The following is a 20,597-nucleotide window of genomic DNA, read 5'->3' on the forward strand; positions in this document are numbered from 1 at the left end:
GCCCTCGCCCTCACACCAGCCAACGCAAGACAACGGAGCCGTTCCCCACGCTTGCAGACCGTATCGTATCGGATACGGATTGCATCCGATCCGATACACCCCCTGCAATGGATTCCGTAGATCGCCCACAGTCCAAACGACAATCGATGTCCTGAAAATAACGACGAATCTTTTTTCGCAATCGAGCATTCGATCGCCCGTGCTCCCATGGCATAACCTTTGCGGCATCCCAAGAACATTTCCCTAGGAGGGGCACGCCGATGGGAGAATCGCGTACCCGCGAGGTTCACATGGTCGCACTCATCTTACTTCTTCTCGGCATGGTGATCCTCCTTGCGGCAGCCGGCCGCATCTGGATCGATCCCGGCTCCCTCAAGTTGAACCTGCGTGACACCGAGACGAGGCACCTCCCCGGTCAGCCCCACGAGTCCGCACAACTGTCCGGGAACCGAGACTCGTCCTCTTGAGCAGGAGACCAGTCAGACTGGTCCCCGTGTTGCGCCGACCGCGAGAATCGGAGATGATCGCAGGCGGTACGGTAGCCGACTTCCGACGGGCCGAGAGGAAGGCGCTATGGATGGTGCCCGCCGTTCTGTTTCCAAGCTCCGCTCATTCCTTTCGTCGGCTTTGCTGGCCGAGTGCCTCGTCATTTTTTGCCTGGTGCAGGGAGGGCTGGCTCAATCGACGGCGCCCATCACCTCGTCCGGCCTCAACACCGTCATCACCCCACAGGGCCACGTATTCGACATTACCGGCGGGACGAGGCCCGGCAACGGCCCCAATCTCTTTCACAGCTTCGGCGAATTCGGCGTGCCGCCCCATCACATCGCCAATTTCCTCAACGACTCGGGCCTCGCGACCGCCAACATTCTCGGTCGGGTGACGGGCGGCAATCCGTCCCAGATCTTCGGAACCATTCAAACCACCGGCTTCGGACATGCCAATCTCTTTTTAATGAACCCGGCCGGCATCGTGTTCGGTCCGACTGCCTCGCTGAACGTCGGCGGCTCGGTCAGCGTCACCACGGCGGACTATCTGCGCTTCGCCAACGGCGGAATCTTCAACGCGATGCCAGGCCCTCAGGATGCGACCCTTTCCAGCTCACCGGTGGCGGCGTTCGGATTTTTGGGCTCCAACCCGAACGCCGTCACCGTGCAGGGCGGGCAGCTGGTTTTGTCGGAAGGACAGAGCCTCTCGCTGGTCGGGGGAGATCTGACCATGACGGCCGGCGCACTCGAACACGGCGCTTCGCAGCCGGCTCGCCTCTCGGCACCGGGTGGTCAGATCAACTTGGTGAGCGTCGCCGCCGCCGGGGAAGTGCCGGCACTCGATGCGAAAAGTCCTGGGAGCGAACCTCTTGCGAATGGAATCGGCAGGTTCGGGACCCTATCTCTTTCTGAAGGGACGAATATTGATACCAGTGCCGACAAGGCCGGGCGAATCGTCATTCGCAGCGGGCAATTCACCATGAACGATGCCTCACTCACAGCCATTTCCGGAAACGCTTCGAATCGTGGGTCGGCCACATCGCCCGATTCACCAGCTATTGCCATCACAGCGGACACCGTCACCCTCTCCAATGGATCACTGATCATGGCGGATACTCATGGGACGGCTCCGGCAGGGGATATAACTTTCAATGTAGATACACTGAGCGCAATAGGGAAAGGTCCGATTCGTATTCAGGTTACCCCTGAGAGCCTTATCACGGGCCCCGACTTTTCCCAAACCGGAGTGCTCATTGAAAGTACAAGCCGTAGCCATGACATAGGGGCGGGAGAAGCTGGACGGATCACCATTCAAGGAATCGAGGGTCCAGGAAGCGTCGCGAGGACGGTCCATCTGGATGACACCATCATCCATACACGTTCGTTTGGTGGGACCGCGACCACTCCTCCAGGGAGGATCACCATCACGGCAAACTCATTAGCCCTCAGTGATCAGGTGGAGATCTATGCCACGACCAATGGCCCCGCGCCGGCAGGCAATGTGGCACTGAATGTCGACACGCTACGATCGAATTGGCATCCCGATGGGTCGTTCATCGAAGGGAGGCCCGTATTGATCGGCAGCCCCACTGAACATCCTGACCGTACGGCCGGACCGCCAGGAATCGTTACGATCTCGGGGCCTGGCGAGGAATCGACCGACCCGGCGACGTCCATCATGCTGAGCAATACGGAAATCGACACCTTTGCGGTAGGCGGATCGTCGCCGAGACCGGCTCCGATCATTATCACATCCGACACGGTAGCGCTCAGCAATCTGACTATCCTGGTGACAACTTCAGGCGGCGCGGCACCAGCACCGGCTGGAGACATCGTATTCAACGTGAATACTTTGCGGGTAAACATGAATCCGGACGGCACGCCGATCGCAAACGCCCATCGTGTTTACCTCAACAGTCCGAGCGGGCGATTGGACAGCACTGCCGGCCCACCGGGAACGGTGACCATTTCAGGAATCGCCCAGGAACCAACCGATGCGGCTCAATTGGTCGCACTATACAACGCACAGATTAGCACGGCAGTCGAGGGCGGTACAGCCGCGTTACCCCCTGGAACCATCACGATCACAGCAGACACCGTGACCCTGGGCGGAAGAACAGAAATCTTTGCCTTTACGACCAGCCCGGCTCCGGCAGGAGATATCGCCTTTAACGTGAACGTTCTACGAGCGAATGTGAATTCGGATGGCACGCTCATCAACGACGGTCGGCCTCGATCCCTTATCGCCAGCGTAGGTGGAAGGAGGGACAGTATCGGCGGACGCGCAGGCACCATAACTATATCCGGCGTGGCTCCTGAGGCGTCCGATTCAGCCAAGTTGATCGCGCTCAACAATACCGAAGTGAGCACGGCGGTGTGGGGCGGTGCGCCAACCACAGTCCCTGCCACCATCACCATCGTGGCAGATACGCTTCGACTGACAAACAGCCCCAAAATCGACACCGATACGACCGGCGGAGCCCCTGCCGGGAATATCACCTTCAAGGTGAATACTCTGATAGCGGATCAAGGCACCAATATCAGCAGTCGCACATCGGGGGAAGGTCAGGGCGGCTCGATCACGATCGATGCCGGCCGGTCCATTTCATTGCTTCACGGATCCTCCATCACGGCGAGCAGCGCAGGGCCGGCCGATGCCGGCAACATTACGATCAATGCCGGTGCGCATTTTACCGCTCAACAGGCCTCCGTCACGACCCAGGCCAGCCAGGGCAGCGGCGGCAACATCACGCTCCAAGCCACCGACTCGATCCAACTCGCCAACAGCCAGCTCAACACATCTGTCCAGGGCGGCCCGACCACTATCGGCGGCAACATCTTCATCGATCCCGCCATCGTCACCCTGCACAATAGTCAGATCTTGGCCCAGGCCGTCGAAGGCCAGGGCGGCAACATCAACATCGTGGCGGGAACGTTCTTGGCCGATCAGAGCAGCATCGTGAGCGCCTCGTCTCAATTCGGATTGAGCGGCACCGTGACGATCCAATCACCGGTTTCAAGCCTCAGTGGCACGTTGGCCTCCCTCTCGCAGCAGCCACTCCAAGTCCACCCTCTCCTTACCCAACGTTGCGCGGCGCGGGCCGACGGTCGGATGAGTAGCCTCGTGGTGTCGGGCCGAGACTCGTTGCCGCAGGAACCGGGCGGGTGGCTGTTCAGTCCATTGGCCCTCATGATCCAGGAGCCTGCGGCGCAGGACCGTGGCACGGGGCCTGCAATGGACGACGTGGCATCGCACAAGCTCCTCGATGGCCTCATTCGAGCCAGAGGCTGTCAGTCATGACAGAGATAGGGACATGAGTTGCCGTTCCACACCTTTCATACGACGGTCCGGAGGATGGGCCTTCTCATGAGCCTCTGCCTGATCCAGGACGATGCCTTGGCACAAGGTGTGCCGCCCCTGCCGCCGGTCTTCGACCCCAGCGGCCGGTCCGGCCTACCGCCGGCTCCCCTGAAGGAGGAGTTTCAACCTTCAGAGCGACTTCCTCCCAGCTCGATCCTTCCGCAGATCCCACTCGCGCCTCAGCAGCCGCTCGTGCCTCCATCTGGCGCGCTTCGGCTGTTCGTGCATGATATCCATGTGACCGGCAGCACCGTCTTCTCGGACGCGGAACTGGCTGACGTCACCGCCCCCTATCGCAATCGTGAACTCACCAGCGACGACCTCGAGCGCGTACGCCTTGCCCTCACGCTCCTCTACGTCAACCGAGGATACCTGACCTCGGGTGCCGTCATCCCGGATCAAGACGTGTCGTTCGGGGTCATCGTGATTCAGATCGTGGAAGGCACCCTGTCCCGCATCCAGGTGGAGGGAAACCGTTGGTTTCGCAGCGCCTATCTGCGCAACCGGGTGGCACGCGGCGTCTCGACGCCTGTCAGTATTCACCCGCTGCAGGAGCGGATCCAACTGCTCCAGCAGGATCCGCGAATCGAGCGGATCAACGCGGAGCTGCAACCGGGAGATCGGCGAGGAGAGAGCGTGCTGAACGTGCGGGTTCAAGAGGCGAATCCCTTCAAGGCATGGCTCGACTTCAATAATTACCAGACACCGGTGGTTGGGGCCGAGCGAGGCCTTGCCACCGTCGCGCATCAGAACGTGACCGGCCACGGCGACCAGCTCACGTTCACCTACGGTCGGTCGCGCGGCGTCAATCCCATTATCGATGCCTCTTACAATCTCCCGCTCACCGCCTCGGACACGACCTTCACCGCCTACTACCGGCGCAACGCCTTCCTGGTGGTCGAGAATCCGTTTCGAGCCCTGGATCTCAACGTCGACTCGGAAATCATCGGCATGACCCTTCGGCAGCCGATCTACCGCACCGTGACCGACGAAGTCGCCCTGTCTCTGACGGGCGAACACCTGTATCTCAAGACCACCTCGGCCTTCGACGTGCCGGGCCTGCCGTCGCTGTTTATCCCCGGTTCCTCGACCACCGGCGTGGCCACCGTCAACGCACTTCGCATCGGTCAGGAGTACACCCATCGCACGTCCTCGTTCGTATTTGCGGCCCTCTCCCGGTTCAGCATCGGCCTGAACGTCCTAGGCAGCACCATCAACAGCGCCCCGCTTCCCGACAGTCGATTCGTGTCCTGGCTGGGGCAAGCACAAGCCATGCAACGCTGGGACGACTGGGGCGGCCTGCAGCTGATCGGCCGCGTGGCGGCGCAGATCGCCGACGACCGACTCTTCCCACTGGAGCAGATGCCCGTCGGCGGCCGCTTCAGCGTCCGAGGATACCGTGAAAACAGCCTCGTGCGGGACAATGCCGTGCTGGCGTCTATCGAGCCACGTATCCCGCTCGTGCGGTTCGCTTCGGGAGAAGATCGCGTGCAACTTGCCCCGTTCGTCGACATCGGCCATGCCTGGAACGCCAAGGGAGCCACACCTGATGTAAGGACCTTGGCCAGTATCGGCGCGGGAATCCGCTGGATGATTCTGCCCCAAGAACGCGCCCGGTTCGAGGTCTATTGGGGCCAGCAGTTGAACCACCTCCGTAGCGGAGAAGGCAATCTCCAAGACCACGGCATCCATCTTCAACTCGTGTGGCAGGTGCTGTAAATGTGGAGGATTCGTCTCTGCGGCATGCTGCTGTGCTCCGCCCTATATGCACTCGCGTCGGCAGGCCAGCTTCCCGGCGATGCCCTCTTGGAGCGCGGACGTTCCGCCGCCCGGCAGGGGGCGCTGGAGGAGGCGCTCGTCGCGTGGAAAGAGGCCGCGCAGGAGTACGCACAGATCGACCACCGACAGGGACAGATCCAAGCACTCCTGCATGCCGCCGCTGTCGCCCGCACGTTGGGACACCTCAATCAATCCTTCCTCCACCTGGAGTTGGCGCTGCAACTTGCCCATCGAACCGGAGAACAGCAGTGGGTGACGCTCGCCCTCTCCGAACTCGGCAAAACCGCCCTCGTCAACCGGCAGTTTGAGCAGGCAACGGAGTACGTGACGGGCGCACTGGCGATGGCGCAGACACAACGCCATACCGTCCTGACCGCCTCGCTCCATAACGAGCTCGGTCTCGTCCGAGTCCTGCAGGGACAACTCCAAGACGCGCTCGCCTCATTTCACGAGAGCGCCGCCCTGGCTGAAGCGGCAGGGTTCTCCGCGCTTCGTATCCGCGCCCTGATCAATGGTGCGGGGGCCGCCATCCGCCTCCGGCAATTCGACGAGGGGGAGGCTGCGCTGAACGCAACGGATGCCCTGCTTTCTGGGAGCCCGGTCTCTTACGAGAAGGCCGAGGCCCTCATCAATCTCGCGTTAGGCTATCGCCATTTGGCTTTGAGCCATCCCACGGCCCGCGACAGGGCCCTCTCCCGATCGGCAACCCTCCTCCAGCAGGCCGCGAACCTCACCCCCCTGCCTGAGTTCGACCGGATCGCCTCCTATGCCTACGGCTATCTCGGCCAACTCTACGAAACCGACCATCGCCTGGAGGAAGCGCTCAGCCTGACCCGCAGAGCCATCTTCGCCGCTCAAGCCGCGCGTGCGCCGGAATCACTCTATCGCTGGCAATGGCAGAGCGGACGTCTCTTGACCAGGCTGGGCCAGTTGGACGACGCCCTTTCGGCCTATCATGCGGCGGCCGCCACCGTGCAACCGATCCGGCTCGAGATCGCCGCCGGCCCGGTTGCCGCTCCGGACCCGGACCAGCCTTCTCTCCGCACGCTGTATTTTGAGTTGGCCGACGTGCTGCTGAAACGCGCCGCCCTGTCGGACGACGACCGAACGGCGGAGCCGTATGTGCGGGCGGCGCGCGACGCGATCGAAGCCTACAAGGCCGCCGAACTGCGCGACTACTTCCGGGATGATTGTGTAGACCGGGTGCAATCTCGCATCACGGAACTCGACCGATTGTCCCCATCGACCGCCATCATCTACCCGATTGTCTTCGGCGATCGCACGGAACTCGTGGTAAGCGACCAGGACGGCCTCCGTCGTCTCGCCGTGCCGGTCACGGCCTCCGCCCTGACCGAGGAGGTACGGCGCTTCAGACATCGTCTTGAAAAGCGAACCACCAGAGAGTACCTCCCCCATGCCCAGCGGCTCTACGACTGGCTCCTCCGTCCGCTTACGGAGCGCCTAGACACCCTCCACGTGGACACGTTGGTGTTTGTCCTCGACGGCCCCCTGCGGACGATTCCGATGGCGGCGCTCCATGACGGCGAACGGTTCCTCATCTCGCGCTACGCGGTCGCCGTCACGCCGAGTGTCAACTTGACCGATCCGCGGCCGATCGATCGGACGAGAGCCCAGCTGCTGTCCAGCGGCTTGACCAAGGCCGTTCAGGGGTACCCTCCGCTGCCGCACGTCGCCGAAGAGGTCGCCTACATCCATTCGCTGTTCAAGGGAGAGCAGCTCCTCGACAAGAGCTTCATAGCGCCGCGCATCGAAACGGAGTTGCAGGACGGCCGATACGGGATCCTCCACATCGCCACCCATGGACGGTTTGCCACCGACATCACCCAGTCCTTCCTGGTGACGTTCGACGGGAAACTCACCATGTCGCAGTTGGAGCGGCTGGTCGGGCTCTTTCGTTTCAGGGAAGACCCCTTGGAGTTGCTGACGCTGAGCGCCTGCCAAACAGGCGTCGGCGACGAGCAGGCCGCGCTCGGACTGGCCGGGATCGCGATCAAGGCAGGGGCGAGAAGCGCCTTGGCGACGCTCTGGTTCATCAACGACGATGCATCGAAAGAACTGGTGTCGGAATTTTACCGACAGCTGCATGACACGGCTCTCTCCAAGGCGCAGGCCTTGCAACGTGCCCAGCTCAAACTGTTGGACGACCGCGTCTACGGCCATCCCGCCTATTGGGCGGCGTTTCTCTTGCTGAACAATTGGCTCTAGCGTGACCCGACTCTGCGACGCCATGCCTCTGAGCATTTCGAGGACCAAGCCTGCGAGGATGAGTCTCCTGCTGATGGCGGCTCTCTGGCTACTCTGCGTCGGCGTGCCGGGGGGCGGGGCGGAGACGGATGTCCCGGTCTACCAGGCTCCCCAGATCCTGGCACCGCGGGCTCGCCTTGGGGGGAGCTTGCGAGGCGGAGAGGGTGACGACCCGGCGATTGTGGCTCTGGTTCCCGACCATGTGGGGATGACGATCAAACAACGTCCGGCCTTCAATTGGTTCCTCTCGAAACACACGACGCTGCCGATCCGATTCACCCTGATCGATGAGCGTTCGGTGCACGCGCTGGTCGAACATACCCTCCCGCCGCCCGACCAAGCCGGCGTCCATGCCGTGCGACTCGACGAATTGCAGTTCTCGCTGCAGCCCAACGTCCAGTACCGTTGGTACATTTCGATTATCAAGGATGCCGCTTCGCCGTCGCACGATCTCGTGACCGGCGGCATGGTCGAACGATGCGATTTCAGCGAATGTTCGGTCTTGGGCGCCAGCACCGCCTGCACGCGTGACGCGGTGCTGACGAGCGCCGCCCGGGGCTTTTGGTATGACGCCATGGCCTGTCTCTGTGACCTGATCGAAGCCAATCCTTCCGACAGCGCCTTACGCAGGGATCGCGCCGCCCTGTTGAAGCAGGTGGGGTTGCGGGATGTCGCCGAATGGGACCTGGCACAATCCCACGCACGCCGCCCGGAACGCGACAGCTCCGCCATCCCGCTCGTCCGCTGACCTGGTACCCCCTTGACCGGAAGCAACTCAGGCCCCGCCATTCAAAGTGGCACGGCTGTTGCTGTTTTCTCCTGCAGCGGCCCCTTCCCTCATTGTGAGGGAACAACCCGTCACCTCGATCGAGAAAGGAGTCTGCCATGGAACTCGTAATGGGCGGTCTCTTGATGGGAACGAGCGGGATGTTGGTTCTCTTGGTCATTGCCGCATGGAAAGACATGGTCTCACGGTCATGACGGACAGGACCCTGGACGAAGGCGGCGGATACGCTCGCGGAACCGAGGAATAAGATTATGAACCAATTCGTATACCTGCGGTCGCACAAGCGGCAACGAATGACCGTGAGTTTGCCGACGGACCTCCTGGAACGCGTGCGTGATGCCGCCTATTGGACACCGGGCAGCACCATGGCCGGTCTGATCTCATCGGCGCTGGAAGATCTCTTGAAGAACTTGGAATCGCAGAACGGTCGCCCCTTCTCCCCTCGCCTCCAAGAGCTGAAACCGGGCCGCCCTCGCGTCGCCAAGACAGCGCTCCCCGCTGTATCGGAAGACATACATCCTGTATCCAACCAGATACGCGCCTGACGCCCTCGGCTTTCCACTCTAGTCTTCCATCGGGCACCTCGCCGGCAATCGCCGGTATTTCGGCGTAATCCCTGCCTCCGACACAACATTCTCGACAGCCGCCAAGCATGCCTTTTGCGAGTGGCTTGATGGAATCGCCGGTACGTTCATAGGCACCGCCACACGTCATAACCTCCAACCGCCGGCCAGGGTTCCACGAGATGCCATGCGCCTCTGGGCAGGGCGGCCCCACTCTCCACTCCGGCGCATCGTTACCGCGGACGCAACCTTCTCAGCGCCCGCGCGCCGGCCTGGCGCTCTCTGCTGGGGAAGCATGCTCCTCCTCTGTGGCGCCGCTACCGCCCATGCCACCGACGCGCCGACACCTCCACCGACCGCCTCCGAAACTTCTGCGCCGATCCAGGAGTTGGCACTGCTCAAGGAAGAAGAAATGGTGAGCATTGCCACGCGGTACGAACAGCCGATCTCCCACGCCCCCTCGAACGTCTACGTCATAACCGATGAGGATATCCGTCATTCCGGCGCGACCGATATCCCGACCGTCCTGCGCCGGGTACCGGGCCTTGACGTGATGCAGGTGACCGGAGCGGACTTCAACGTCAGTGCGCGAGGCGACAATCAGCTGTTCGCCAATAAGATGCTGGTGATGGTGGACGGCCGATCGATCTACATCGACGGCCAGGGCCTGGTGTTTTGGAAGTCCCTCCCGGTGACGCTTCCGGAGATCAAGCGGATCGAAGTCCTCAAGGGACCGGCCTCCGTCGTCTATGGATTCAACGCCTTCGACGGCGTCATCAACATCATCACCAAGTCGCCGCAGGAGATGAAGGGCACTACCCTGCAATTCGGAGGCGGTGAACTCGGCACGATCTCCAGCGCGGCCGTCCATGCCGGGTCGGCGGGCCATCTCGACTACCGTCTCTCGATCGGCCGCGACCAGAACCAGCAGTGGCGCAACGGCGATGCGCTGGCATTCCGTTCCCACAAGTTCAATGTGCAGACGCAATACAACCTGTCCTCGGATGCCTCGCTCCGGGTGGCCGGCGGCTTCATCGATACCAACCGGTTCGACGGCCCCGTCTCCAACGTCCAGATTCCCCAATCCCGGTTCAATCAAGGTTATGCCGATGTTCAGTACCAGCTCCGTAGCCTCTCCATTCGCGGCTGGTGGCAGGGCAACGATATCCCAGTCGACTCGACCACTCACCCGCTGCTGGCCCGATTCGTCCGCCAAACGAACGCTCTGGGGGGCACCGACGTGTCCTTCACCACCAACACGTATAACCTCGAAGCTCAACACAGCCTCGACTTCGGGGCGACCAACCGGCTGAGCTACGGGCTCAACTATCGCTACAACACGGTCGACGGCAGCGCCGTCTCCACGTTAGGGCGCGAAGACCGCTTCGGATTCCACCTGCAAGACGAATGGCGTCCCTTGCCGTCCCTGACCCTGGTCGCAGGCGTTCGTTACGACCTGCACAGCAAGATCGCCGGGACGTGGAGTCCGCGGGTCGCCCTCCTGTATGCACTCACCCCCGATCATTCGTTCCGCATCAGCGGGTCGGTGGCCTACCGCCCGCCGACGCTCTTCGAGTCGAACCTTGACCTCCGTATTCTGCCGACCGTTCCGCCCCTCTTCGCGCCCATTCCGCTGTTCGGCTCACAGGGACTGAGCCCTGAGCAAATCGTGTCGTACGAAGCCGGATATCAGGGCTGGTGGATGAAGCATCGCCTGCGCACCAGGCTCGATCTGTTCTTCAACCACCTCTCCGACCTGATCAACTTCCGCACCGTGGGGACCACCCGAACGTTGGTGAACGGCGGCGAGGCCGACATCTACGGCACGGAAGCGGGCGTGGAATGGCTGGCCGCCAAGTGGCTGAGCGGGTTCGCCAACGTCTCCTACCAGAAAATCGGCCAGACCTTTTCCGGCGTCGCTCGTCGCGGCGGCCCCGACTGGAAAGCCAATGTGGGGGTGCGCGGAGACTGGGAGAGCGGCGTCAACGCGGAAGTGACCGTCAACTATGTGGCGAGCGCGACCTACCCGTTGATCGAATTCTTCACGGCGCTGGCTCCTCTCCTCTCCCCGACCAGTCCGGTCGTGGATAGTTACACCCTGCTCAACCTCCGCGCAGGCTACCGGTTCTGGCATGACAAGGCGGAGGTGGCTGTCGCCGTGTTGAACGCCTTGAATGATCGTCATCGAGAGCATCCTCTCGGGGATGTGCTCGGCAGCCGGGTGATGGGATGGATGACCCTTACGTTCTGAGTCGCGTGTCATGAGCGCCGAGCGACAGAGGGCGGCCTCCCTCGTGCTGGTACTCCTTCTGACCGCCGACCTGGCTGCCGGGACTTCCCCCGCCCGGTCGACGGCGAAGGGAGAGGAGCGTTCCGTCGTTCCGTCCGGCGACGAACTGCAATTGCTGAAGGAAGAAGAGACGGTGAGCATCGCCTCCCTCTATGAACAGCCGATCTCCCAAGCTCCGGCGAACGTCTACGTGATCACCGACGAAGACATCCGGCAATCCGGCGCCGTCGATCTCCCAACGGTGTTGCGCCGCGTGCCGGGGCTGGAAGTCATGCAGATGACGGGCGCCGACTTCAACGTGAGCGCCCGAGGCGACAACCAACCGTTCGCGAATAAGATGCTGGTAATGGTGGATGGGCGCTCCATCTATCTCGATGTGCAGGGGAATGTGTATTGGAAGTCCATTCCGGTCACGCTCGTCGAGATCAAACGCATCGAGGTCCTGAAAGGCCCCGCCTCCGCCATGTACGGGTTCAACGCCTTCGACGGCGTGATCAACATCATCACCAAGTCGCCGGAAGAAATGAAAGGCACGACGCTGCAGTTCGGCGCGGGGGAATTGGGCACCATCACGAGTTCAGCGGTCCAAGCCGGCACGGCCGGAAAGCTGGGGTACCGCCTGTCGATCGGCCGCGACCAGACCCAACAATGGCGCGACCACGACGCCCTGGGGTTCAGGACTCACCGGTTCAATGTCCAGACCAACTATGCCCTCTCCTCGACCGCGAAGCTTCAAGTGTCCGGCGGCCTGGTCGATACGAATCGCTATGACGGGCAGGTCGGGGAGGTGACCAGCAACTCCCTTCGCCCGTCATTCGGATATGCCAACGCGCTCTATGAACAGGGCGCCTTTCTTGTCCGGGCCTGGTGGTCCGGGTATACGGACGATGCGACGATTGCTCCCACTCCGCCGTTGTCCAATCTGCTGCGCGTGACGGATCGTAACGGTCAGACGACCAATCCCTTCCGCGGCAATACATACAACCTGGACCTTCAACATGCCGCGACCCTCTGGGCCGGCAACCGCATGCTGTATGGTCTGACCTATCGCCACAATTCCCTTTCGAGCCCCGCCATCGATCGATTCAGCCGAGAAGACCGGCTCGGGCTGTTTCTTCAGAACGAGTGGCGTGCGGCCCCCACACTGACCCTGGTCGCCGGGATTCGTTATGACCTGCATAGCCAGATCAACGGAACATGGAGCCCCCGCGTCGCGCTCCTCTACCAGCCGATCGAGGGCCACACCTTCCACCTCTCCGGGTCCGTCGCCTATCGGCCACCGACGTTGTTCGAGTCGCATCAAGACCAACGGGTGACCACCACGATCCCCACGGGCCTGCCCTTTCCACCGTCTATCTCGACGACCATTCCGGTCTCGGGGTCCACCCGCCTCGCGCCAGAACAGATCCTATCCTACGAAGCGGGGTATCAAGGCTGGTACTGGAAGCATCGCCTTCGTCTCCGCGCCGATGTCTTTTTCAATCACGTCTCGGACCTAATCGGCAGTCGGGTCACCGCTGGGGGGACCTCCGAATTCGTCAACGACCAGGGCTCCGCCGACATCTATGGCGGCGAGGCGGGAGTGGAAGTCCTGGCCACCAACTGGTTGAGCGGATTTGCCAACTACGCCTACGAGGAAATCGGGCAAACCTTCACGGGAACGGTCCGCAGAGGCGCCCCCCGCTCGAAGATCAGCGCAGGCCTCCGCGCCGAGTGGGATAACGGCTTGAGCGGCGAAATCAGTTACTACTACGTCGGCGCCGCGACCTATCCTATTGCGCAAACCTTCACGAACCTCGCGGCGCTTCCCGGGACTGGTGTCCTGGTGCCGCTCGACCGCGTCGGCAGCTACAACCTGTTGAACCTCCGAGCCGGCTACCGGATTTGGCAACAGAAGGCCGCCGCCGGTTACCTGCGCGAGGCGGAACTGGCTCTGTCCGTGTTCAATGCGTTGAACGATACACACAAGGAGCATCCGCTGGGCGACGTGATCGGCCGGCGCGTGATGGGATGGGTAACCCTCAGATTTTAAGGCCGGAGTCTTCCGGGACTCGGGAGGATGTCATGACAATCACCGGCGAGAGCCGCTCCATTTTGGTCGTCGATGACGACCCCGACATCGTGCTCGGGCTGCAGGATTTTCTCGACCACGACGGGTATCAGGTGAGTATCGCCGGCAGTTGCGCGGAGGCCCTCGCACAGGCGCGTCGCCACCAATACAACGCCGTCCTCCTCGACTTGGGGTTGCCCGACGGCGACGGATCGACGGTGCTCAAGAGCCTGCAGGAGACGCACCCTCACCTGCCAGTCATCATTCTCACGGCCTTCACGAGTACAGATCGCACGGTGGGCTCGTTGACGCAGGGCGCCTTCGCCTACTTGACGAAACCTTACAATCGCGACGAGTTGCGCGCCGTCCTTCAACGCGCCGTGGGCGTGCAGGCCCTGGCCGCCAAGGTCGAACATGCCGAACACGCGCTCTCGGAAAGCGAGGCACGGTTTCGTTCGCTGGTGGAAGCCGCGACCGACTCGATCATTCTTGCCGACGGTCGGGGGACCATCCTCTCCTGGAATCGGGCCGCCGCCCGCCTGTTCGGGTATACCGACGAGGAAGTCCGCGGCCGTCCCATGACCATCCTGATGCCTCCTCGACATCGCGCCGCGCATGAACGGGGACTCGCGCGAGTCAGAGATACCGGACGTTCCCGCCTGATCGGCCACCTGGTGGAGTTGGAAGGCCTTCGCAAAGACGGCAGCGAGTTCCCCCTGGAACTGTCCCTGGCCATGTGGACCACGGACGGCGAAGTCTTTTACAGCGGCATCATCCGCGACATCACCCAACGCCGCCGGGCGGAGGACATTCTGGACCGGCTCCGGCACCTGCACGAGGTCATCCTCACGCAGGCCGGCGAAGGCATCTACGGTCTCGACAAGACCGGCACCTGCACCTTCGTCAATCCCGCCGCTGCGACGCTGCTGGGCTATGAACCGGCCGAGATCATCGATCGATCCATGCACAGCCTGCTCCATCATTCGAAGTCGGATGGCGGCGTGTATTCGCTGGACGACTGCCCGATCTATGCGTCGTTGCGCGACGGGTTGGTGCATCGCGTCTCGACCGACGTGTTCTGGCGCAAGGACGGCACCGCCATCCCCGTGGAGTATGTGTGCACGCCAATCATCGAAAAGGGCGCCGTGGCGGGAGCCGTCGTGGTCTTCCGGGACATCACCGAGCGCAAGGAGGCGGAACGCGCCATCGAGGAAAGTCGGGAGCGCTTCCGGCAGCTGGCTGAACACATCAAGGAAGTGTTCTGGATGACCGATCCGTCGAAGGAGCAGGTGATCTACATCAGCCCCGGATATGAGGAGGTCTGGGGCCGCACCTGCGAGAGCCTGTACGCTCGGCCGCTGTCCTGGCTGGAGGCCATCCATCCCGAGGATCGACAGCGGATCCTCGCCGCCGCCATGAACCAGCGCCAAGCGGTCCCCTACGACGAGGAATATCGTATCGTCCGCCCCGATGGCTCGGAGCGCTGGATCTGGGACCGTGCCTACCCGATCTACGATGACAAGGGCACGATCTATCGTCTCGTCGGGTTCGCGGAGGATATCACCGAGGACAAACGCGTCGAAGCCGCGCTGGTCGAAAGCGAGCGGCGATACCGCGCGCTGTTCGACGACAACCCCTCCATGTACTTCATGGTCGACACGGAGGGCACCGTCCTGTCGGTCAACCGAGCCGGCGCCGAACGGCTGGGATATGGGGTGGAAGAGTTGGTCGGCACCTCGGTGCTGCAGGTCTTTCACCCGGAGGACCGTGAGGCGGTCCGCAGCCACCTCGCCGAGTGCCTCGGCGACATGGGGCAGCCGAGGCGGTGGGAGTTTCGCAAGGTTCGCAAAGACGGCAGCATCATCTGGATACGGGAAACGGCGCAAGCCGTGCGCAATGAGCGGCAACAACCCGTCGTTCTCCTCGTGTGCGAAGACATCACCGCCATCAAGGAGGCCGAACTGGCGCTGCACGACAGCGAAGAGTTCAAGAATCAGATTCTCCGCAGCAGCGCGGACTGCATCAAGGTGCTGGACCTCGAGGGCCGGCTGCAATACATCAATGATGCCGGCCAAACGTTGTTGGAGATTGCCGATGTGGCGGCATATCACAACAAGCCCTGGGCGGACTTCTGGGTTGGTGAAGACCGTCATGCAGCCCTGGCCGCACTGGAAGCGGCCAAGGCGGGTGACATCGGGAAATTCGTCGGTTTCTGCCCCACCGCGAGCGGGCAGGCGAAGTGGTGGGATGTGCAGATCACGCCCATGTTCGACACCCAAGGGTTTTCCCGCCGGCTGCTGGCCATCTCCCGAGACATCACCGAGTACAAGCAGGTCCAGGAGTCGCTGCGGGTCAGCGAGGAGCGCTTGGCCGCCGTCATACGAGGCTCGAACGACGGCTTTTGGGACGGTCACGTGCTGCCGGGGATTGCCTGGCACGATCCCCAGACCCCGGTTTGGTGGTCGCCGCGCGTCCGCGAGATGCTGAGCTACAGCGAGGCGGAATTCCCGAACGTCCTCGACAGCTGGGCGTCGCGGCTCCATCCTGACGATCGCGACCGCGTCTTCCAACTGCTGTCGGACTGCACCCAAACGGAGATGTCGCAGTATGATGTGGAATATCGCCTGCTCAACAAACAGGGCGAGTACCTCTGGGTCCGTGCCCGCGCCGAGGTCTTGCAGCGAGACGAGCAGGGCCGTGCCGTACGGATGGCCGGCTCGCTCCAAGACATTACCGCACGCAAGTGCGCCGAAGAGGCGCTGCATCGCAGCGAGGAATTGCTGCGCTCGATCGTGAACAACGCCACCGCCGCGATATACGCCAAACAAGCCGACGGACGGTATCTCATGGTCAACTCGCGCTTCGAAGAATTGTTTCATGTGAGGGCGGAACAGGTGCCGGGGAAAACCGACCACGATCTGTTCCCCGCGGACATCGCCGACGTGTTTCGGCAGAACGACCGGTGGGTGCTCACCAACGGCCGGCCCCTGGAAATCGAGGAACTCGCACCCCATGCCGACGGCCTGCACACCTACCTCTCGGTCAAGGTCCCCATCCGAGACCGCTCCGGCCACGTGTTCGCCATGTGCGGCATTTCCACAGACATCACGGAACGCAAGCGAACGGAGGAACAACTGCGCCTCAGCGAAGAACGGCTGCGCCTGGCCCTCTCCGCATCGGACGTGGGTATCTGGGACTGGGACGTGGCGTCCGGACGCCTCTATTGGTCGGCCGGCGTCGAAGCGTTGTTCGGGCTTCCGCCGGGCTCCTTCCCGGGCACCTATGGCGCCTATCTCGACCTGATTTATCTGGAGGATCGGGGCTCGGTGCTCGCGCATCTGGACCAGAGCCTGGCCGCCCAGTCTGCCGTCAATGTCGCGCACCGCGTCCTGCGGCCCGACGGCTCGCTGCATTGGCTGGCCTGGACCGGACGCATTCAGCGGACTCCCGAAGGAAGTCCGATCCGCGTGCTGGGCATCGTTCATGAAACGACGGGGCCCTCCATCGGTCGGCGGTAACAACGTGCCCTGCGTCAGCCGCGCCGAACGCTCGCTTCGATGAGGACCAGACTTGTGACCAAACCGCCCACAGACCGCGGCCCATTCTTCCCGTCATCGGCTCGTCCCTGGCGTCGCTGGGGGCGGATGACGGCCGCGCTGATCATCGCGCTGCTGAGCCCGTCTCTGGCCGTCGCCACGGAGGTGGTCATTCTGAAGTCCTCGGATATCGCCGCCTACAACCAAGCCATCGGCGGCTTCAAAGCGGCCCTTCCGAGCGATGTGACGCTGTCCGAGTACGATCTGCAGGGCGACTTGGAGAAGGGACGCAAACTCGCGAGAAAGATCCGCGCATCGGACACGGCCCTGGTCTTCACCGCCGGGGTGAAGGCGGCGAAGGCGGCGCAACTGGAGATTCTGGATATCCCGATCATCTATGCCATGGTGCTGGACCCGGCCAAGTATGGGCTGAATACCTCCAACATGACCGGCATCTTGCTCGAGGTGCCGCTGGAGCGACAATTGGCGCTCATCCGTCCCTTGCTGACGAGCCTGCCCCTCAAGCGCGTCGGCGCCCTCTACGATCCGTCCAAGACCGGACACGTCATCGAGGAGATCAAACGACTGACCAAACAGCAGGGCATGGAATTCCTCCCCGCGCAAGTCGGCAGCGAACGGGATGTACCCGGCGCGTTGCGAACGCTCTTGCCGTCCGTCGGGGCGCTGATGCTCGTGCCGGACTCCACGGTCCTGACCGACGAATCCCTCCGCTTCATTTTGAACTCGTCGTTGGAAGCGCGCGTTCCGGCCATCGGCTTTTCGCGGGAATTCACCAAGAGCGGGGCGCTCCTGTGTCTGTCCGTGAACTACCACGACATCGGTCGCCAAGCCGGCCAGTTGGCCCGCAGGATTCTGGACGGGCAGGTCGTGCTGCCGGCGAAGCCGCTCGCTCCCGATCGCATCGAAACCAGCATCAATCTCAAAACGGCCAAGTTCCTCGGGATCGACATCCCCAAAGAACTCGAATCCAAAGCCGACGAGGTCTACTGATGAACGGCACCCCGCAAGGCACACCCGCCGCCCACCGAACGAAGCCGCCGTCCTTCGCCGGCGTGCACGGCCGCTTCGTGGGCCTGCGGACCAAATTCGTCGTCTTTTTCAGCTTGATCATCATCCTGACCTGTTCGGGCTTGAGCTGGTATTTCATCCGCAGCAAGCAGACCGCCATGACGGAACGCGTGACGGATCTGGGGATGATTTTGGTCAAAAACCTGGCGCACAATGTCCGGTACGGGATCATCACCGAGGAACAGACAATCCTCGAACAGTTCATCACCGGCGTGATGGACGTCGACGAAGTGGTGTATGTGGTGATCACCGGCGCAGACGGCCGCGTGCTCGTCGCCAGGAGCAAGGGCTCGCTCAACGACGCCCACAGCCGGTCCCGTTCGGCGGCACACGCGTTCTATCCTCAATCGAACCTTGCCGCATCCCTGCTCAAGAATCCGAGCACGCACCCGACTGTCACTCGCATGCGTCTGACCGGCTCCGGGGCGGTGCCGATCCAGGACGGCGGGGTGACGATCTACCTGTCCGGCGGCGGACCCCGCGAAGAAACGTTCTATGATTTCGCGCTCCCTGTCTTACGAGGGGCGCCGTCGCGCCTGGACGCACTGGCGCTTCAAGAAGAGGAAACCAAACGGCCGGGATCGTCTTCCGCCCCTCACCAACCCTACGGGGTGGTGCAAATCGGCCTGACCGAGGTACCGATGCAGGGAGAGTTGGCCAAGGTGCTCCGCAACGTGCTGCTCTTGACCTTAGGCATCATCCTCACGGGTATCCTCTTCACCAGGCTGCTGGCCGACCGCATCATTATGCCTCTGCGAAACCTCGCCAGCGGGGCGCGCAAGGTCAGCGAAGGCGACCTCTCCACCTTCGTCGCGCCGACGACACAAGACGAGGTCGGCCAGCTGACCTCGCTTTTCAATTTGATGATTCAATCGCTCCAGGACCGCGACCAGGCGATTTCCGCGAACCTCGAAACCATCAGGCGGCATGCAGCCCAGCTGGCCACGCTCAATCAGTCGAGCGCCGCCATCACCTCCACCCTGGACCCGCATCGGCTCCTGTCCGCAGTCCTGCAACTCCTGATCGACAATCTGGGTTTCACGGGCATGGTGTTGATGCTCTGGGACCGCGAACGCGGCGTCGCGACCGTCGCCCAAATCGCAGGAGTCCCCTCGCAGATCGAACAGGCAGCCAGGCAACTGGAGATTCCCGTTGAGGATGACGGGTCCGTTCAGGCAGAGATGCTGATCCATGGCCGCTCGGTTCATATTGTGACCGTCGAGGACGTGATGCACCGCTTCTCTCCCCTGGCGCAACCGCTGATCAAGGAAGCCGAGATCAAATCATTCGTCGGAGTCCCGCTCCGCAGCCAGCAACGAATCCTGGGGTATCTGGCCGCCCATCGCGGCGCTCAGATCTGCAGTCAGGAAGACCTGGACCTCTTGATGACCATCGGCAGTCACGTCGCCGTCGCCATCGACAACGCCAGAGCCTACGTCGAATTGGAAACCCTGACCGAGCACCTGGAACAGCGCGTTCAATCGCGCACGCAGGAACTTCAATCGGCCAACGAGCGGCTCCAAGAGCACGACCGGCGTCGCTCCAAATTCGTCTCGGTCGCGTCCCATGAACTCCGTACGCCGATGACCTCCATCAAGGGGTTCGTCGAGAACATGCTGGACGGCCTCACCGGCCCTCTCTCCGAACGCCAGGAACATTATCTGCAGCGCATCAAGCACAACGTGGATCGCCTCACCCGCATCATCAATCAGCTCCTGGATTGGTCTCGCCTCGATGTGGGGCGGATCGACGTCAAGCCGGAGCCGCTCCCTATCGGGGAATTCATCACCGAAGTGGTGGAGAGTTTCCAAACCTTGGCGGCCGAGAAAGCCATCATCCTGGAAGTGACGCCCTGCGATCGAGCGCTCCTGGTGCGGGCCGACCGCGACAAACTGGAGCAGATCCTGTTCAATCTGGTCGGTAATGCCATCAAGTTCACCCCGAAAGCGGGGCACGTCGCAGTGCGTTGCGAGGGGGTGGACGGACACATGGTCCGGATCATCGTGGCCGACACCGGATGCGGCATCGCCCCCCACGAACTGCCGAAAGTCTTCACGGAGTTCTCCAAGGTGGAGTCGGCCGTGCCGACCGCGCAGGGCGCACAGCTCGGCCTCTTCATCACCAAGAGTCTCGTCACCCTGCATGGAGGAACCATGGGGGTGGAAAGCCTGCTAGGCGTCGGCACGCAGTTTTTCTTCACGCTCCCGCTGGCGCCCCGCCCTCCCCGCTGACAGCCGGATCGCCCGCGCGCCATCCGGGGCTGTATCTCATCCGATAATACACGCATACTTTTGCACGGCGCCGAGATTCCTCCTCATAGCCATTCTCCGGCACATTCCCTCCAACCGTCTGAGAAATCAGCATCCTGAATCTTCGGCATGGGTATTGC

The 20,597-nt window shown here is 62.3% G+C and carries 11 protein-coding genes; all 11 read left to right on the forward strand.

Going from position 1 to position 20,597, the window contains the following annotated elements:
* Positions 1–260 precede the first annotated feature (260 nt).
* Entirely contained in the window at positions 261–467 is a 207-nt protein-coding gene (locus HRU82_08560) for a hypothetical protein (protein ID QOJ34994.1), read from the forward strand.
* Positions 468–573: 106 nt separating this feature from the next.
* The gene (locus HRU82_08565) at positions 574–3,789 is read left to right on the forward strand and encodes a filamentous hemagglutinin N-terminal domain-containing protein (GenBank protein QOJ34995.1); all 3,216 of its coding nucleotides are present in this window, start codon (positions 574–576) and stop codon (positions 3,787–3,789) included.
* 66 nt (positions 3,790–3,855) lie between these two features.
* On the forward strand, positions 3,856–5,568 hold the full coding sequence (locus HRU82_08570; protein ID QOJ34996.1) for a ShlB/FhaC/HecB family hemolysin secretion/activation protein: 1,713 nt from the start codon (positions 3,856–3,858) through the stop codon (positions 5,566–5,568).
* Positions 5,569–7,854, forward strand: a complete 2,286-nt coding sequence (locus tag HRU82_08575) for a CHAT domain-containing protein (protein QOJ34997.1) — start codon at positions 5,569–5,571, stop codon at positions 7,852–7,854. It begins immediately after the preceding gene.
* 58 nt (positions 7,855–7,912) lie between these two features.
* The gene (locus HRU82_08580) at positions 7,913–8,641 is read left to right on the forward strand and encodes a DUF928 domain-containing protein (GenBank protein QOJ34998.1); all 729 of its coding nucleotides are present in this window, start codon (positions 7,913–7,915) and stop codon (positions 8,639–8,641) included.
* 290 nt (positions 8,642–8,931) lie between these two features.
* A complete protein-coding gene (locus HRU82_08585) occupies positions 8,932–9,225 on the forward strand; it encodes a hypothetical protein (protein QOJ34999.1) in 294 nt (97 codons plus the stop codon).
* A gap of 313 nt (positions 9,226–9,538) precedes the next feature.
* Positions 9,539–11,494: a TonB-dependent receptor gene (locus HRU82_08590; GenBank protein QOJ35000.1), complete on the forward strand. Its 1,956-nt coding sequence runs from the start codon at positions 9,539–9,541 to the stop codon at positions 11,492–11,494.
* Positions 11,495–11,504: 10 nt separating this feature from the next.
* Positions 11,505–13,565 carry a TonB-dependent receptor gene (locus HRU82_08595; GenBank protein ID QOJ35001.1) on the forward strand — a complete coding sequence of 687 codons (2,061 nt, stop codon included), beginning with the start codon at positions 11,505–11,507 and terminating at the stop codon, positions 13,563–13,565.
* 32 nt (positions 13,566–13,597) lie between these two features.
* Positions 13,598–17,101, forward strand: coding sequence for a PAS domain S-box protein (locus tag HRU82_08600; GenBank protein ID QOJ35002.1), 3,504 nt, complete (start codon positions 13,598–13,600; stop codon positions 17,099–17,101).
* A 39-nt stretch (positions 17,102–17,140) separates the two neighbouring features.
* Complete coding sequence (locus HRU82_08605; protein QOJ35003.1) at positions 17,141–18,130, forward strand: ABC transporter substrate-binding protein; 990 nt, start codon at positions 17,141–17,143, stop codon at positions 18,128–18,130.
* Positions 18,130–20,439: a GAF domain-containing protein gene (locus tag HRU82_08610; protein QOJ35004.1), complete on the forward strand. Its 2,310-nt coding sequence runs from the start codon at positions 18,130–18,132 to the stop codon at positions 20,437–20,439. The genes HRU82_08605 and HRU82_08610 overlap by 1 nt, the downstream gene beginning before the upstream one ends.
* Positions 20,440–20,597 lie beyond the last annotated feature (158 nt).

Source organism: Nitrospira sp. (assembly GCA_015709715.1).
Classification (GTDB): domain Bacteria; phylum Nitrospirota; class Nitrospiria; order Nitrospirales; family Nitrospiraceae; genus Nitrospira_A.

Bases quoted from the DNA above. Each gene is read 5' to 3' on its own strand.
- HRU82_08560 (QOJ34994.1), top strand. From the start codon at position 261: ATGGGAGAATCGCGTACCCGCGAGGTTCACATGGTCGCACTCATCTTA.
- HRU82_08565 (QOJ34995.1), top strand. From the start codon at position 574: ATGGATGGTGCCCGCCGTTCTGTTTCCAAGCTCCGCTCATTCCTTTCG.
- HRU82_08570 (QOJ34996.1), top strand. From the start codon at position 3,856: ATGAGCCTCTGCCTGATCCAGGACGATGCCTTGGCACAAGGTGTGCCG.
- HRU82_08575 (QOJ34997.1), top strand. From the start codon at position 5,569: ATGTGGAGGATTCGTCTCTGCGGCATGCTGCTGTGCTCCGCCCTATAT.
- HRU82_08580 (QOJ34998.1), top strand. From the start codon at position 7,913: ATGAGTCTCCTGCTGATGGCGGCTCTCTGGCTACTCTGCGTCGGCGTG.
- HRU82_08585 (QOJ34999.1), top strand. From the start codon at position 8,932: ATGAACCAATTCGTATACCTGCGGTCGCACAAGCGGCAACGAATGACC.
- HRU82_08590 (QOJ35000.1), top strand. From the start codon at position 9,539: ATGCTCCTCCTCTGTGGCGCCGCTACCGCCCATGCCACCGACGCGCCG.
- HRU82_08595 (QOJ35001.1), top strand. From the start codon at position 11,505: ATGAGCGCCGAGCGACAGAGGGCGGCCTCCCTCGTGCTGGTACTCCTT.
- HRU82_08600 (QOJ35002.1), top strand. From the start codon at position 13,598: ATGACAATCACCGGCGAGAGCCGCTCCATTTTGGTCGTCGATGACGAC.
- HRU82_08605 (QOJ35003.1), top strand. From the start codon at position 17,141: ATGAGGACCAGACTTGTGACCAAACCGCCCACAGACCGCGGCCCATTC.
- HRU82_08610 (QOJ35004.1), top strand. From the start codon at position 18,130: ATGAACGGCACCCCGCAAGGCACACCCGCCGCCCACCGAACGAAGCCG.